Below are 15,981 nucleotides of genomic sequence, written 5' to 3'. Positions count from 1 at the left end.
CGGTGATGCAAAGGGAGCACAAAAATGGGCAGAATGTCACCGCATTGCACATTAAGTTTACGAATGGTGGAAGGGGCCTTGTTGAAAGGCGACTGGGCCCGTGCCCGTAAACTTGTTGTTGCTTGGGAATGTCCTGAAGGCGGCGGGTGTGGCCATGGGGAAAGTTGCACCGCCCATCGTGGTTATTTGCACCATGTGGCCTTGACCGTGAAAATTATGGGTCTGGAGGCTGCGCGCAAACATCTGGTGCATGCCATGCCCGTTCCCATTGCCCAGCCCGCGCGGATTTTACCGCTTCAGATGGCGAATTCGTCTTCGCTGTAGCCTTGATAAAATAACAGGGCCGTCATGTCTGTATGTTCAATGCGCACGCGGGTCTGTTCCCGAACGATGGGCTTTGGGAAAAAGCCGATGCCCAGCCCGGCCGCGGTCAACATATCCAGATCATTTGCACCATCGCCAACCGCCGCTGCGCCGCTGCGGGGCACGGCTTGGCGGATGCACATTTCATCCAGGATTTCCAACTTCGTTGCCCGCCCAACAATTTTGCCAGTCAGATTGCCGGTGAAACAGCCATCATCGCCAATTTCCAAAGTATTGGCGGCATGTTCCTGAAAGCCCAGCTGGGCATGCACCACTTCGGTCGTAAAGGTGAAGCCGCCCGATACCAGGGCACACAGCGCGCCATTTGCCACCATTGTCTTGACGGCACGTTCCGCCCCGTTCGTGTGCAGAATTTGATCCATCACAACAGCCATCGACTCGGTCGCCTGATAGCCTTTCAACAGGGCGACGCGGGCGCGCAGGCTTTCGACAAAATCAAGCTCCCCCGCCATCGATCTTGCCGTGATCGCCATAACCGCATCACCAAATCCCAGCGCGGTCGCCAATGTATCCAGGGTTTCATTTTGGATCATTGTTGAGTCCATATCTGAGACAAGGACTTGTTTGCGGCGGCCTTCCGGGGCTTGGACCGCACGATCTATACCGTCCAGACCTGGGGCATCTTCCAACGCGGCGATCAATGCTAGTTGCGTGGCATCATCCGCAATAAACTCCGCTGCCCAACCCCGTGCCAGGGTTTTGGTGTCCGCGGAAGGCACAGCCCCTGCGCGCCGTGCAGCAGTGCGCGCGGCGGTCAAATGATCTTCACTGAGAGCGGTGCGATTGCGGTTTGCAACCAATGTGATGACGTTTTGCATAGGGGAGTCGCGATACCCGAGGTGGCCCATTCCCGCAAGCGACAAATTCATGACGCTGGCGGATTTCTGATCTATACGCTTCGGTCTCGCCCCGTCGGTGGGAAGCGTCTAAACTGCGCCGCGTTGCAGCGTGAAGGATGTTTGTGTGCCCCTGAAATCTGACAGTATCAGCCCCTGCATAGTGCTCTATGGTCCGACGGCTTCCGGGAAGTCGGCGCTGGCGCTGGCGCTGGCGCGCGCATTTGGCGGTGTCGTCATCAATGCTGATTCGATGCAGATTTATCGCGATTTGCGGATTTTGAGTGCCAGACCCTCAGAAGAGGAGGAGGCCCTGGTGCCTCATCGCCTGTATGGTGTTCTGGATGGGGATGATGTCTGTTCGGCTGCCCGGTGGCGGGATATGGCGAAGCGGGAAATTCAGGCGGCGCAGGCGGCAGGTCAGATCCCCATTCTGTGCGGTGGAACCGGGTTTTACATCAAGGCTCTGATCCAGGGCCTGTCACCTATGCCACAGGTGCCGCCGGAAATTCGGGCGAAAATACGGGCTGAAGTTGCCGCTGCACCTGGCGTTTCAGCCTGGGATCGGTTGCAGGCGCTTGATCCTGTGGCGGCCGCCCGCATTGAACCGATGGATATGCAGCGCATCAGTCGGGCATTGGAGATTTACGCCGCAACCGGTCGCATCCTGACCGAATGGCAGAATGATCCGCTGGATGGTCCGCCGCCTGGGCTGACATTTCTGACCTGTGTTATGGTGCCGCCTCGGGCAGAATTGGTCGCGCGGTGCGATGCCCGGCTGGATGCGATGGTGGAACAGGGGGCGATGGGGGAAGTTTTAGCCCTGATGGCCCGCAACCTGCCGGATGATCGCCCGATCATGCGGGCCGTGGGCGTCCCGGAACTGACTGCGCATCTGATGGGGAAAATCACTCTGCCGGAAGCCTTAGCGCAGGCAAAGACGGCAACGCGACGCTATGCCAAAAGACAGGCCACCTGGGCTAAAAATCAGATTGTTCCAAATTTTCTCATAAAAGAGAAATATTCGGAAAGTTTAGAGGGCAAATTTTTTGCATTTATTGAAGAAAACGGGTTGATTCGGGTTTAAGCCGCCCGTATTGTGCGCCGCACGCGATGAGGCGTCTGTCTGGCGATAGAATCCTTTCCCGAAATGAATGACCCCGCTGGGGTGCTTTTTTTAAACAAGATGGATGAATGACATGTCGACACAGCAACTTTCCGGCGCGGAAATGGTGATTAAAGCCCTAAAAGATCAGGGTGTCGATGTCGTATTTGGCTATCCAGGCGGCGCCGTTCTGCCGATTTATGATGCGCTGTTCAAACAGAACCATGTGCGCCACATTCTGGTGCGCCATGAACAAGGCGCTGTGCATGCCGCAGAAGGCTATGCGCGGTCCACCGGAAAGCCCGGTGTTGTTCTGGTAACGTCGGGTCCCGGTGCGACCAATGCGGTGACCGGTCTGACCGATGCGCTGATGGATTCCATTCCCATCGTCTGCCTGACCGGACAGGTGCCGACCCATCTGATTGGCAATGATGCGTTCCAGGAATGTGATACAACCGGGATCACGCGCCCCTGTACGAAGCACAATTATCTGGTCAAGGATGTCAACAAGCTGGCCCGCACGATGCACGAGGCCTTTTATGTTGCGACCAGCGGCCGTCCCGGGCCAGTCGTTGTTGACCTGCCAAAGGATGTGCAGTTCGCGACCGGCACTTATGAAATGCCGAAATCGGCGGCTCACAAGACGTATAAGCCGATCCTGAAGCCGGAACATTCCCGCATTGAAGCTGCCGTTGATCTGCTGCTGTCGGCCAAGCGCCCGATTGTGTATGCGGGCGGCGGGGTCATCAATGCCGGACCGAATGCAGCAAAACTGCTGACCGAATTTGTCCGTATGACCAATTTCCCCTGCACGCTGACCCTGATGGGCCTGGGCGCATTTCCCGCGAACGAGCCGCAATATCTGGGCATGTTGGGCATGCATGGAACGTATGAGGCGAATTGGGCGATGCATGATTGCGATGTCATGCTGGCCATTGGCTCGCGCTTTGATGATCGCATCACCGGGCGGTTGGATGCGTTCTCTCCGAATTCGAAGAAAATCCATATCGATATCGATGCGTCTTCGATCAACAAGAATGTGCGTGTCGACCTGCCCATCGTTGGGGACGCTGGATACGCGCTGGAAGACCTGATCAAGGTTATGAAGGCGCGCCAGAAGAAGCCGGATGCTGCGGCAATGGAGCGCTGGTGGGGCAAGATCGATGAATGGCGGGCCTTGAAATGCCTGTCCTTCAAAAATGGTGAAACCGTTGCCAAACCTCAGCAGGCAATCCGCCGTCTGTATGAAAAGACGCTGGAAACCGGCAAGGATACCTTTATTACGACCGAAGTGGGCCAGCATCAGATGTGGGCGGCCCAGCATTTTGATTTCCAGAAGCCCAATCGTTGGATGACATCTGGTGGATTGGGTACCATGGGCTATGGCCTGCCTGCCGCCATTGGGGCGCAGTTGGGCAATCCCGATGGTCTGGTGATCGATATCGCGGGCGAAGCCTCAATCCAGATGAATATTCAGGAACTCTCCACTGCCGTTCAATATCGCCTGCCGGTGAAGATTTTCATCTTGAACAATGAATATATGGGCATGGTGCGCCAATGGCAGGAATTGCTGCATGGCGGTCGCTATTCGGAAAGCTATTCCGAGGCCCTGCCAGATTTTGTGAAGCTGGGTGAAGCCTATGGCATGAAGGGCCTGCGTGCCGAAAATGCCGGCCAATTGGATGATGTGATTGACGAAATGCTGGCCCATGATGGTCCGGTCATCGCCGATATTATGGTCGATAAGTCCGAAAATTGCTATCCGATGATCCCATCGGGTGCGGCGCATAATGACATGCTGTTGGGCCCGGTTGCTGAAGGCGAAGAAGCCATTGGCAGCGCAGGGAAAATGCTGGTTTAAGACGACACTTGAAATAAGGTGATTTTACAATGCCGGAAGGAAGTTTTGGGATGGCGAATTCAGGGACCGTGGGTCAACCGGGCGCAGCCTATACCTTTGCCAGCGGGGACGAAACCGTGCGGCGTCACACCTTTGCGGTGATCGTCGATAACGAGCCTGGCGTGCTGGCCCGCGTGATTGGGCTGTTCTCTGGCCGGGGCTATAATATTGAAAGCCTGACCGTGTCGACCGTCACGGCAGATGAAAGCGTCAGCCGCATCAATATCGTCACCACCGGCACGGAGATGATCATTGAACAGATCAAGGCGCAATTGCACCGTCTTGTTCCGGTCCATGATGTTCATGACCTGACCCTGGATGGCGCGCATGTGGAACGTGAATTGGCCCTGATTAAGGTCCGCGCCAAGGATCATGCCCGCCGCGAAAGTCTGCGCATCGCCGACATCTTTCACGCCAAAGTCGCCGATACGACGCTGGACAGCTTCGTCTTTCAGATCGATGGCGACCCGGAAAAGGTCGACAGCTTCATCGAACTGATGCGCGCACTAGGCGACACAGAAGTCGCCCGCTCCGGCGTTATCGCTATTGCGCGCGGGAATGATGTCCTGAAGGTTTAAGGGGCTTCAGATAAGTAAGCTACATTTGAAATCTTTGATTTTACGTGTCTAGGGCGCGTAAGATTTTTGTCCAGTCCTGCTTCTCGCCCAGAATTCGGATGACAACAAGGTCCTCATCGGCGATTTGATACAGGATATAATGAGACCCAGTTGAATAAATACGGACTGGCGGGTTTAGCTCTGCGCGCAAGCGGGCTATTTCAGGCGCATAGAGGAGAAGTTGGAAGGTCTGTGTCAGATTGTTGACATAGTTTTCAGCCTGATCTGCTGACCACGCAGTGGCTGTGTAAATCCAGATTGCTTCCAGATCTTCCCGTGCTCTTGGCGTTAGCCGATATCTGTTTGGTCTCTTAGGCCCCATGCTTTTTGCGCATCGTTGCATTAAACTCGATTGGGTCAAACAGTTCAGGCGTACCGCTGTTCAGGCCGTCATTGATTGCATCTTGTAAGGTTGCAATCGCGCTTTGGCGTTCCTGATCACGTCGGATCAAATGCCGCACATAGTCGCTGGTATTGCTGAAACACCCATTTTGTAATTGTTCTTCAATCCACGCTTTCATTGGGTCGGGGAGAGATACATTCATTGTTGCCATCACAATTCTCCATTCAAGTGGAATGATAGAGCATCATGGCAAAGATTGCCATATATCTGCAGGACTTCCTAGCCTGAATATAAAATTTCGTTGCTGTGCAATCCAGGCCTCGAAAGCTAGAGTTCCTCATTCCGGTCTGTTGCCGAGGCGGGCTGCTGTGACAGGCCGGCGATTTCGGTCCATAGGGCGTCGGTCATATCGATCTTTACAGAATCCAGAGAGGCCTGGAGTTGTTCGACGCTGCGCGCGCCGATGATGGGGCAGGTGATGCCGGGGTGATGGGCGGCCCAGGCGACGGCCAGGCTGACCGGGTGTTCGCCTCGTGCATCGGCAAGTGCCGTGAATTTCTCTGCGGTTTCATAGTACCAGGGCACGTCATAGCGTTTTGAATACATCTTGTTCTGCACCAGACGGGTGCCTTCGGGGCGTTGACCGCTGCGATACTTGCCCGTCAGCAGGCCACCGGCATTGGGGCCGTAGGAGATGACAGCCAGGTCTTCGGCTTGCGCCAGGGGCAGGATTTCGACCTCAGACTGACGCTTCACCAGATTGTACATAGGCTGGATGATATCAAACCGGGACCAGCTATTCTTGTCCTGGATGCCCAATGACTTGGCCAATTGCCAGGCGGCGAAGTTACTGGCCCCGATATGCAGGACCTTGCCGGCGCGCACGAGGTCTTCCAAGGCCCGCAGGCTTTCTTCAATGGGTGTTTCCGTATCCCATTTATGCAGGAAATAGACATCCAGCCGATCCGTGTTCAGGCGGCGCAGACTGTCTTCAACCGCGCGGGTGATGTGGCGGCGGTTGGAGCCACTGTCATTTGGGCCGCCTTCGCTGAGCGGCATGCCGACCTTGGAGGTGATGACCAGCTTGTCCCGTTCCGACGCGATCAGACGCCCCAGAATTTCTTCCGCGCGGCCACCATTGTAAACATTCGCACAGTCAAAGAAGGTGATGCCCGCATCTCGGCACGCGGCATACAGGCGGCCCGCCTCCGCCTCGTCCGCATCACCGCCAAAGGACATGGTGCCAAAGCATAATTCAGAGACAGTAAGGCCTGTACGGCCCAGTCGGACGGATTTCATTAGACACTATTCCTTTGCATAAAACCGGCGGGGGAGGGGTTATCCGCCGTTCTGTTCCGCGACCTTGATCAAGGCCATGATGTCGTCGCGCTTGCCATATTCCTGCATCAGGCGTTCACGCGTCGTGCGCTTTGTGATCGGGGGGGCATCCAATCTGGCACCCGCCAGGACCAGCATCTTGACCCAAAGGGAGCGCTGTTCAACTTCCCATCGGTCCCAGGAGATGACGGTGGCCAGCATATCGCCTTCCATTCCACCAACTGCCGGATTGGCGCCCAGTTCCAGATAGCGCACGGCAATCTGTGGGCAATCCTTAAAATAGGCGGCATAGAGCGGTGTCCAGACGGAACGGCCCCGTACCAGAATGGTATTTAAATCCTTGCCCTTATACGCTTTTTCCAGATCCTCGCATTTTGCACAGTAATCAGGATTCTGGTCATCGCATTCCAGTGCGTTAGCCGGTCGGGCCTGAAGCACGAGACCGAATGTCAGACACAGGATTGCGAAAAGCAGCGGGCGCAGCATAACAAACCTCATTTTACAGGCGCACAGCGAGAGGGGTCGTCCAGCAATTGCGCACCATCCCCCTGACAGGCATAAAATGCCGCCAGGTCACGGATTGCCTGACCGTCCAACCGGCCAGCATAAATTTCCATGAACTTATGGGGGCGGCGGCCATCCCGGAAATTCTGCAACTGATTGATCAGATAAACCTCAAACTGGCCATCCAGGCGCGGGACACCCGGCGTTTTTGATCGCCCGAGCCCGGTTTCACCGTGGCATTTTGGACATTTCATTTCGATCATCAGGGATTTGCCATTGGCGGGGTCCCCTGAGACATCTTGGGCCACTGCCGGTGACAGCCAAAGCAGCAGCGGTGTGACCAAAAGGCTTATAATGAATGTCTTCATGGATATAAGATAAAATACTTTCTATTTTTCGGCAATGGTAACCCCTGCTTTCAGATCAGAAGAATCTGTTACAAGAAAGCACTGTCTACGCGCCAAGAAAGCGCATTAGGAGCCATGGCAATGACCAAGAATGATACAGGGACAATTGTCAAACTGGGGCGCGACGCAATCTCTCAACTGCGTGACATTGAAACCCGATTTAAAGTGATTGCGGGAGAAGATGGAAAAATTGATCAGGCAGAGTTGCAGGCGGGGCTGGGGCTGCATGATGCAGATTATGCCGCCCGCATCTTTAGCCTGATTGATCGGGATGGCAGCGGCACTGTCACGCTGTGGGAATTTATTGATTTTGCACAGATTCTGCTGACTGGATCGCCGGATGAAAAACTGCGTATCGTCTTTGATCTGCATGATCTGAATGGCGATGGTACGATTGATCAGGCAGAGCTGACCCATATCCTGGATCGCAGTCTGAATGAACATCATCTGGATATTCCACCGCAGAAACTGGATGCCTTAAGCGAGGCGATGTTTCAGAAGGTGGATGCGGATGGCAGCAAATCCATCACCTTTGGGGAATTTAAGGCCTGCATCGATGCCCATCCGGCATTGAAAGACCAGATGGTTGCGAATTCCGCCACCTGGCTGCGATTGCCAGAGCGCATTGAGCGCGACCGTCGCCGCCCGCATGGACGCCTGCTGCATAACTTGACCGAAGGCGTCACACGCCTGTGGGAGAATGAGCGCCCCTGGCTGGTCCTGCTGGTGCTGTATTTCGCGGCTAATGCCTGGATGTTTCGCAGCGGAATACTGGCCGAAATTCAACTTGGGTCCGATCTGTTCACCCAAATTGCCCAGGGGGCGGCGGCCTGCCTGAAACTGAACGGGGCGATCATTCTTATCGCCATGTTGCGCCACTCCCTAACCTTTCTGCGGCGCACCTGGTTTGGGCCGTTCCTGCCATTGGACCATGCGATCGCATTTCATAAGATCGTCGGCCATGTGACCTTTTTATGCGCAGTCATCCATGTTGGCGGTTATATCGGGGCCTATGAAAGCATCATCGACCCGGATTTTTTCACACGTGATGTTGTGTATGGCGAATTGTTCAAATCACGGGTTGGCTGGACCGGCCTGACCCTGATCGGACTGTTTCTGGTGATGTGGATATTTTCCCTGCGGTTCGTGCGGGACAAGGGGTTGTTTGACCTGTTCTATATCACCCATCAACTCTACTGGCTGTGGTTTGCCTTCTTCCTGTTGCATGTTCCAGGATTCTGGATGTGGGTGGTTGGTCCCGGCGCGCTGTATCTGATTGAACGGGGCATCCGGCTGGTGCACGGGTTGAAAACCACGGACTTGCAGCAAGCAGATGCGCTGTCTTCCAATGTCACGCGATTGCGAATGACACGGCCAGACTGGTTTCACTATCAACCGGGCGAATATGTTTTCCTGAAACATCCGATGATTTCCAGTTTCGAATGGCACCCATTCACCGCCACCTCCAACCCGGAAGAAACCGAAATGTTGGAACTGCATGTCCGGGGCGTGGGAAATTGGACGCACAAGCTGCATGATATGGCACAGCAGCCTATTCCAGAGCGCCCGGCCGCATGGCCCAGGGTCTATCTGGATGGTCCCTATGGGTCGCCGGCATCCGATATTTTTGACAGCAAGATCCCCGTATTGATCGGGGCAGGGATCGGGGTAACGCCCTTTGCTTCCATCTTGCGGTCCATCCTGCATCAGCGCCAACAGGGGGCCGCCAGCCAGATGCAGCGGATCTATTTCATCTGGATGAACCGGGATCAGAAAGCCTTTGAATGGTTTGTCGATCTGATGGCGCAATTGGAAGAAGATCCCGCAACGCGCGATGTGATCGAAATTCAGGTTTATTTGACCGGATTGCGGGCGGAGCTGACATCTGCCAGCCTGACAGTCGCGATGGAAGTGTACCATCAGGAGACAGGGCGCGATTTGTTGACCGGTCTGCATGCCCCGACACGCCTGTCCCGGCCCAATTGGCAGTCCGTTTTCAAATCAATTCGACAGGCCCATCCGGATCAGGCGGTCGATGTTTTCTATTGCGGGCCAGAAGGCTTGTCCCGCGTCTTGTCACGGGAAGCAGGCCGCTTTGACTTCGGGTATAAGAAGGAGAATTTCTAAGCTATGCTGCGCCGTCTGGACCATGTCAATCTGCGCACCGCCCAGCTTCAGCGCATGATCGATTTCTATTGTGGTGTTCTGGGACTGACGGTAGGCGCGCGTCCCGATTTCAATTTCCCGGGCGCCTGGCTGTATTGCGACGGGTTCCCCATTGTGCATCTGGTGGGGGTTAGCGACCCACCCGTCCCCTATCGACGGGACCAGCAATTGGAACATTTCGCCATTTCTGCCGATGATATGACGGGGTTTCTGGCGATCCTGCAGCGGGAAGGAATACCCTATCACCGCGTTGATGTGCCGGGCATGCCGATCACCCAGATCAATCTCCATGACCCGGATGGCAATCATCTGCATATCGATTTTTCACAAGATTCCACACTGCAATGACCGTGGAAATCATTGGAATTTCAATGTTACGCCGTGATTTGGATTGAATTCGGTCTGGAAAGCACCGTAATTCCGGGCTAGGTATGTGTCAGAACTATTAATCACTGTGAAAGTGGTCATTTGTGACAGATGTCAGCCCCATGCTTGCGACGCCCTTATTGGACACAGTTTCCCTGCCGTCTGATCTGCGCCATTTGAAGCCAACGCAATTGCGGCAATTGGCCGATGAGTTGCGTGCAGCGACCATTCGCGCGGTGTCCCAGACGGGCGGGCATCTGGGTGCGGGGCTGGGCGTTGTCGAACTGACCGTGGCGCTGCATTACGTATTCAACACGCCTGATGATCGCCTGATCTGGGATGTCGGTCATCAATGCTATCCCCATAAAATCCTGACCGGGCGGCGTGACCGCATCGAAACCCTGCGCCAGGGCGGTGGATTAAGCGGCTTTACCAAACGGGATGAGAGTGACTATGACCCGTTTGGCGCGGCGCATTCCTCAACGTCGATTTCCGCCGGTCTGGGAATGGCCGTCGCGCGGGATTTAAGTGGTGACGACAACCATGTCGTGGCCGTGATCGGGGATGGTGCAATGTCCGCTGGCATGGCCTATGAGGCGATGAACAATGCCGGTGCGATGAATTCCCGCCTGACCGTCATTCTGAATGATAATGATATGTCGATTGCGCCCCCCGTCGGTGCGATGAGCGCGTATCTGTCCCGTTTGATGTCGTCGAAACAGTATCTAAGCCTGCGGGAAATCGGCAAACATATTGCAGAACGCTTCCCGCGTTCTTTTGAGCGCGCGGTTGAAAAGGCTGAGGAATATGCCCGTGGTTTCGTGACGGGGGGAACTCTGTTTGAAGAAATGGGCTTTTACTATGTGGGTCCGATTGACGGTCACAATCTGGATCATTTGCTGCCGGTTCTGAAGAACGTCCGGTCTGCAAAGGAATCCGGTCCGGTTCTGATCCATGTCGTGACGCAAAAGGGGAAGGGGTATCCCCCCGCAGAAGCCTCCGCCGATAAATATCATGGTGTTGCGAAATTTGATGTTGTCACCGGTGCCCAGCACAAGCCCAAACCCAATGCGCCGGCCTATCAGAATGTTTTTGGGCAGGTGCTGAGCGATCTGGCAGAGAAAGACGATAAAATCGTCGCCATTACCGCCGCAATGCCATCGGGCACGGGGCTGCATTTGTTTGAAAAGGCCCATCCCAGCCGGACCTTTGATGTCGGTATTGCCGAACAGCATGCGGTGACCTTTGCGGCTGGTCTGGCGACAGAGGGATATCGACCCTTTGCGGCGATCTATTCAACATTTCTACAGCGTGGCTATGACCAGGTGGTCCACGATGTTGCCATTCAGAATTTGCCGGTGCGCTTCGCCATTGATCGCGCAGGCTATGTCGGGGCCGATGGGGCAACCCATTGTGGGGCTTTCGACCTAAGCTATCTGTGCTGTCTGCCCAATTTCATCGTCATGGCCCCGTCGGACGAGGCGGAATTGGCGCGCATGGTGGTAACCGCCGCTGGTATTGATGATCATCCATCTGCCATCCGCTATCCGCGTGGCGAGGGTGTTGGTATTGAAATTCCGAAAAACCCCAAACCGATAGAGATCGGGAAGGGGCGAATCCTGCGGGAAGGGAAGACTGTCGCCATTCTGTCTTTGGGAACCCGTCTACAGGATGCCATGACCGCAGCGGAAGACCTGGCTGCCCATGGGTTTTCCACGACGGTGGCCGATGCGCGCTTTGCCAAGCCGGTCGATGCTGATCTGGTGCGGAAACTGGCGCAGAGCCATGATGTGTTGATCACAGTGGAAGAAGCGGCAATTGGCGGTTTTTCGGCCCAGGTGTTGGATATTCTGGTGGCTGAGGATCTGATTCAGGGCGTTCGTTTGCGCACATTGTTCATGCCCGACCGCTTTATTGATCAGGACAAGCCGGACCGTCAGGTCGCAGAAGCGGGGCTGGATTCGGCCGGTATCGTCAAAGCGGCGCTGGCAGCCCTGGAAGCCGGAGCAACGGTTGAGACGGACGCACCGGCGCGGGCCTAGGATTGGAGCGCGCAATGCCGCGCATCGTTTATCTTCTGATCGGATGTGTATTCGTTGGGCTTGGCTTTATAGGGGCGTTTCTGCCCTTGCTGCCAACGGTTCCTTTTCTGTTACTGGCCTTGTGGTGTTTTGCGCGCTCGTCACAGCGGTTTCATGACTGGTTGTATCATCACCCCCGCTTCGGACCGCCCCTTAGAGAGTGGGACCAGCATGGCGTCATCCCGGTTCGTGCGAAGATCCTGTCTACTGCGATGATGGCGGTCAGCATGGCGATTATGCTGGCGGTGACGGATTTATCAGCCTGGGCCTATGGTGGTATCGCAGCCGTGTTGCTCTGTGTATCCCTGTATATTCTGTCGCGCCCGGGACGTCCGCCTGATCGATAGTAATTCGGTTCAAATTTTTCATACCCAGCACCTCCTCAATTTCCTTCCCCACTGCCTAAAATTGAGGCATAAGCCTCGGCATGACACAGCAAGATACGATACAGGCTCCTTCGGTTTTGGACCGAAAGGCGGAGGTGGGGGCAACTTTCTCTCTCGCCTGGCCGATGATCATGACCATGGTTGCGGTAATCCTGATGGAGACCGTGGACATGTTGATGATCGGTCATCTGGGTCAGGATGCCATCGCGGCGGCGGCACTGGCCTTGAATGCCTGGTTTATATTTCTCTTGTTTGGCATTGGCACATTGGGGGCGGTGTCGTCTCTGACCGCCCAGGCCGTCGCGCAGAATGATGATCGTGGTGTGCGCCGCAGTGCGCGTCAGGGCCTTTGGATCGGGTTGATGATGGGAACCCCCTTCGCGCTGATCCTGCAATATGGGGAAACGGCATTCATCCTTCTGGGCCAGGACCCCGTTATTTCCCATGCGGCGCAGGGCTATCTGAACTGGATGGCACCGGTTCTTATCATCGTTTTTGTCACCATTCCATTGCGCCTGACTATGGCATCCTATGGGGTAACACGCCCTGCTATGTTGTTTGCCTGGTCCGGTGTTCCCCTGAATGCGCTGTTGAATTGGGTTTTCATGTTTGGCGGGCTCGGTTTTCCCGCTATGGGCCTGCCAGGGGCAGGATTGGCGACCTTTGTGGTCGATATCTACATTTTAGTCCTGGCCGTTCTGTATATCAATTTCACGCCGAAATTCGCAAAACTGCAGTTGTTCGTGCGGTTCTGGCGTCCCGATTGGCCGCGCTTTCGCCAGATGTTGAGCATTGGTCTGCCGTCTGGTGGCAGTTGGGTCATGGAGCATGGCCTGTTTGGCGCAACGGCGATTATGATGGGGTGGGTTGGCGTCACTCAATTGGCGGCGCATCAGATCGCGCTACAGGTTATGTCGATCACGTTTATGGTGCCCTTTGGCCTGTCACAGGCCGCCACAATTCGCATTGCCCTGGCTGCCGGGGCACGGGATCTGGCGGCGGTTCGCCTGCGGGGTCGGGTTATTCTGGAAACGACTTTGGTTTTCATGCTGGGCTGCGCCATCCTGTTCTGGACCGTGGGCTATGTCTTTATCGGGCTGTTCCTCAGCGACGATGATCCAAACCGGGCGCAGATCATTGCCTATGGCGCGACCTTTTTAGCGGTCGGGGCATTGTTTCAATTGTTTGATGGGGTGCAGATCACGGCCGGGGGCATATTGCGCGGGCTGAACGATACGCTGGTGCCAATGGTCCTGGCATTCCTGGGATACTGGGTCGTTGGCATTGGCGGTGCCTATGTTATGGGGTTCGTCCTAGGCTATGGCGGTGTTGGCGTCTGGTATGGCCTGATGATCGGGCTGGGCTTTTGCGCTATCGCGGTGACGCTGCGGTTCTGGCGTCAGACCGGTCCCAAGGGCAGCGCGTTCCATCGTATTCGCGGTTAAAGTACCTCAGGCAGGGCAGCGATCGAGTCCAATATCATTGCAGCACCCGCAGCGCGCAGTTCGTCGGCGCTGGATGTGCCGGTCAGGACCCCGATGCCTGTCGCCCCGGCGGACAGGGCCATTTCTATGTCATGTCGATTGTCGCCGATAACCCAGACGCGGTCCGGGGGCAGGTCTGTGGCGGCGCAAAATCCATGCACCATGCCGGGTTCGGGCTTGCGTCCATGCCCGCTGTCAAAGCCGACAGCAAAGGCAAAGCGATGCAATATATCAAACGGGGCCAGGGACATTCGCAAGCCATTGGCACTGTCGGCGGTGGCAACGCCCAAGGCTATATTACGGGCCTGTAATTGCGTCAACAGGGCGGGCAGATCGCAGACCGGCGTTGGCACCATATTGGCTGGAAAGGCACTGTCCAGATAGGTGACAATGCTATCAATCGTGCGGTCTGGGCCGTCGGGCAACAGGTCCTGCCACAGGGTCGCGATGTCCTCCAGATCCCCTGCCGCCAGGGGACTGCCAGAAGCGACACGATCAGTTGCCTGATCCCATCCCCCGGCGCGCAGTAAATGGTGGGCGGTGTTCAAATCGCCCTGCGCCAGTTCCAGGGCGACAGCGTGGTTCGCTGGCATCCAGGTCGCGTGATATTCCAGCAGCGTGCCGTCTTTATCAAACAGGATGCCTAATGGCGCTTGCATCAATCAGGCGGCCAGATCACTGGCATCATCGATTTTGATGCCGCTGATTTTTAGTTGGGAAAGAAGCTGTTCCTTTAGATTTTTTAAGGACTTTTCGTCTGGCCCCTCACAGCGGGCAACCAATGCCGGTTGTGTGTTGGAGGCACGCAACAGCCACCAGCCCCCAAAATCTGATACCCGGACCCCGTCGGTGTCATTGACCACAGCACCGGCCTCGATCAGGCGGGCTTTGACTTCCTCAACAACTGCAAATTTCCGCACGTCGGGCACATCTATCCGCACTTCCGGCGTATTGAGCATTTTGGGTAATTCATCCAACAGCTCGCTTGCTTTCTTACCGGAATTGGCAACCATCGCCATGAAACGCACGGCAGCATACAGCGCGTCGTCATAGCCATAGTATTTGTCGGCAAAGAAGATATGGCCGCTCATTTCCCCGGCCAGAGGCGATTTATGCTCCAACATCTTTGTCTTGATAATGGAATGACCGGTCGGGCACATGACCGGTTTGCCGCCCAAACGCTCAATCTCATCAAACAGGACCTGACTGGCCTTCACATCGGCCAGAATTGGGGCACCCGGCATTTCTTTCAGGACTTCGCGCGCCATCAGGGCCAAGAGCTGATCGCCCCAGATCGCGCGGCCCTTATCATCGACAATGCCTATTCTGTCGCCATCGCCATCAAAGGCCAGGCCCATATCCAGCTTTTCTGTCAGCACCAGATCCTTTAGCTGCGCCAGATTTGCTTCGACGGTTGGATCTGGATGATGTGCGGGGAAGGTGCCATCAACTGTTTCATTGATCAGCAAATGTTCCCCCGGCAACCGATGCGCAAGTCGCAAGACGACGGGGCAGGCCGCACCATTGCCCGGATCCCAACCGACCCGCATGGATCTTTGGGTCTCAAATCCCAACAGAATACGGGTCGTATAGGCAGCCAATGTATCTGTTTCGACCATTGCGCCCTTGGCGCGTGCCCAGACACCGCGATAGGACAGGTCCCGGAGGCGCTGTATTTCTGCGCCATAAAACGGCATCCCGTTCAGGACGATTTTAAAGCCGTTATATTCTGGCGGGTTATGGGATCCGGTCACCATGATACCCAAAGACGCCTTCAGCATTTTCGCAGCGAAATACAGACAGGGCGTGGGCACCAGACCGATGCGCAAGACATACAGACCACAGGAGGCCAAACCGCGGCACAATTCCTCTTCCAGCATGGGGGAACTCATCCGTCCATCAAAGCCGACAACGGCGATGCGACCACTGCCTGCGACGGCAATCGTTCCCATTGTGCGCCCCAGGGCCAATGCATCGGACGCCGAAAGCGACTGGCCAACGACCCCGCGGATATCATATTCCCGTAAAATCTCGGGATCGAAACGATGCCCCATACTTACTTCG

The 15,981-nt window shown here is 55.6% G+C and carries 17 protein-coding genes; 9 read left to right on the top strand and 8 right to left on the bottom strand.

Going from position 1 to position 15,981, the window contains the following annotated elements; all coding sequences use genetic code 11:
• The first annotated feature begins 24 nt into the window (after window positions 1-24).
• Window positions 25-324 carry a hypothetical protein gene (locus ACOSDR_RS14705; RefSeq protein ID WP_420731750.1) on the top strand — a complete coding sequence of 100 codons (300 nt, stop codon included), beginning with the start codon at window positions 25-27 and terminating at the stop codon, window positions 322-324.
• Here ACOSDR_RS14705 and serB read toward each other — a convergent pair.
• Window positions 297-1,202 carry a phosphoserine phosphatase SerB gene (serB, locus tag ACOSDR_RS14700; protein ID WP_420731749.1) on the bottom strand — a complete coding sequence of 302 codons (906 nt, stop codon included), beginning with the start codon at window positions 1,200-1,202 and terminating at the stop codon, window positions 297-299. The two genes, ACOSDR_RS14705 and serB, sit on opposite strands and share 28 nt — an antisense overlap.
• Window positions 1,203-1,347: 145 nt before the next feature.
• Here serB and miaA point away from each other — a divergent pair, with 145 nt between their 5' ends.
• From miaA to ilvN, 3 genes are all read left to right on the top strand, one after another.
• Window positions 1,348-2,307, top strand: coding sequence for a tRNA (adenosine(37)-N6)-dimethylallyltransferase MiaA (miaA, locus tag ACOSDR_RS14695; protein WP_420731748.1), 960 nt, complete (start codon window positions 1,348-1,350; stop codon window positions 2,305-2,307).
• A gap of 112 nt (window positions 2,308-2,419) precedes the next feature.
• Window positions 2,420-4,186, top strand: a complete 1,767-nt coding sequence (locus ACOSDR_RS14690) for an acetolactate synthase 3 large subunit (protein WP_420731747.1) — start codon at window positions 2,420-2,422, stop codon at window positions 4,184-4,186.
• Between the two features lie 50 nt (window positions 4,187-4,236).
• Window positions 4,237-4,803: an acetolactate synthase small subunit gene (gene ilvN / locus ACOSDR_RS14685; protein WP_420725567.1), complete on the top strand. Its 567-nt coding sequence runs from the start codon at window positions 4,237-4,239 to the stop codon at window positions 4,801-4,803.
• 40 nt (window positions 4,804-4,843) lie between these two features.
• On the opposite strand, the gene ACOSDR_RS14680 is transcribed toward ilvN, so the two are convergent.
• From ACOSDR_RS14680 to ACOSDR_RS14660, 5 genes are all read right to left on the bottom strand, one after another.
• The gene (locus ACOSDR_RS14680; RefSeq protein ID WP_420731746.1) at window positions 4,844-5,164 is read right to left on the bottom strand and encodes a type II toxin-antitoxin system RelE/ParE family toxin; all 321 of its coding nucleotides are present in this window, start codon (window positions 5,162-5,164) and stop codon (window positions 4,844-4,846) included.
• Window positions 5,154-5,396, bottom strand: a complete 243-nt coding sequence (locus ACOSDR_RS14675; protein ID WP_420731745.1) for a type II toxin-antitoxin system ParD family antitoxin — start codon at window positions 5,394-5,396, stop codon at window positions 5,154-5,156. The genes ACOSDR_RS14680 and ACOSDR_RS14675 overlap by 11 nt, the downstream gene beginning before the upstream one ends.
• A gap of 116 nt (window positions 5,397-5,512) precedes the next feature.
• The gene (locus tag ACOSDR_RS14670; protein ID WP_420731744.1) at window positions 5,513-6,484 is read right to left on the bottom strand and encodes an aldo/keto reductase; all 972 of its coding nucleotides are present in this window, start codon (window positions 6,482-6,484) and stop codon (window positions 5,513-5,515) included.
• 39 nt (window positions 6,485-6,523) lie between these two features.
• Window positions 6,524-7,009, bottom strand: coding sequence for a hypothetical protein (locus ACOSDR_RS14665; RefSeq protein WP_420731743.1), 486 nt, complete (start codon window positions 7,007-7,009; stop codon window positions 6,524-6,526).
• 8 nt (window positions 7,010-7,017) lie between these two features.
• A complete protein-coding gene (locus ACOSDR_RS14660; protein WP_420725571.1) occupies window positions 7,018-7,395 on the bottom strand; it encodes a c-type cytochrome in 378 nt (125 codons plus the stop codon).
• A 120-nt stretch (window positions 7,396-7,515) separates the two neighbouring features.
• On the opposite strand from ACOSDR_RS14660, the gene ACOSDR_RS14655 reads away from it, so the two are divergent.
• From ACOSDR_RS14655 to ACOSDR_RS14635, 5 genes are all read left to right on the top strand, one after another.
• Window positions 7,516-9,561 (top strand): EF-hand domain-containing protein, encoded by a 2,046-nt coding sequence (locus ACOSDR_RS14655; protein WP_420731742.1) that lies wholly within the window; start codon window positions 7,516-7,518, stop codon window positions 9,559-9,561.
• Between the two features lie 3 nt (window positions 9,562-9,564).
• Entirely contained in the window at window positions 9,565-9,948 is a 384-nt protein-coding gene (locus tag ACOSDR_RS14650) for a VOC family protein (RefSeq protein ID WP_420731741.1), read from the top strand.
• 140 nt (window positions 9,949-10,088) lie between these two features.
• Window positions 10,089-12,008 (top strand): 1-deoxy-D-xylulose-5-phosphate synthase, encoded by a 1,920-nt coding sequence (gene dxs / locus ACOSDR_RS14645; protein ID WP_420731815.1) that lies wholly within the window; start codon window positions 10,089-10,091, stop codon window positions 12,006-12,008.
• Between the two features lie 14 nt (window positions 12,009-12,022).
• Window positions 12,023-12,394, top strand: coding sequence for a YbaN family protein (locus ACOSDR_RS14640; protein WP_420731740.1), 372 nt, complete (start codon window positions 12,023-12,025; stop codon window positions 12,392-12,394).
• 80 nt (window positions 12,395-12,474) lie between these two features.
• On the top strand, window positions 12,475-13,878 hold the full coding sequence (locus ACOSDR_RS14635; RefSeq protein WP_420731739.1) for an MATE family efflux transporter: 1,404 nt from the start codon (window positions 12,475-12,477) through the stop codon (window positions 13,876-13,878).
• Here the strand turns inward: ACOSDR_RS14635 and ACOSDR_RS14630 are convergent.
• The gene (locus ACOSDR_RS14630) at window positions 13,875-14,576 is read right to left on the bottom strand and encodes an HAD family hydrolase (protein WP_420731738.1); all 702 of its coding nucleotides are present in this window, start codon (window positions 14,574-14,576) and stop codon (window positions 13,875-13,877) included. The genes ACOSDR_RS14635 and ACOSDR_RS14630 overlap by 4 nt on opposite strands.
• Window positions 14,577-14,579: 3 nt before the next feature.
• A complete protein-coding gene (gene pgmG / locus ACOSDR_RS14625) occupies window positions 14,580-15,971 on the bottom strand; it encodes a phosphoglucomutase/phosphomannomutase PgmG (RefSeq protein ID WP_420731737.1) in 1,392 nt (463 codons plus the stop codon).
• Window positions 15,972-15,981: the final 10 nt, after the last annotated feature.

The sequence above is a fragment of the Hwanghaeella sp. 1Z406 genome, from assembly GCF_048892425.1.
GTDB lineage: Bacteria > Pseudomonadota > Alphaproteobacteria > UBA8366 > Aestuariispiraceae > Pacificispira.
The sequence above is the reverse complement of the archived record's forward strand: the minus strand, read 5'-3'. Positions and strand labels throughout refer to the sequence as shown.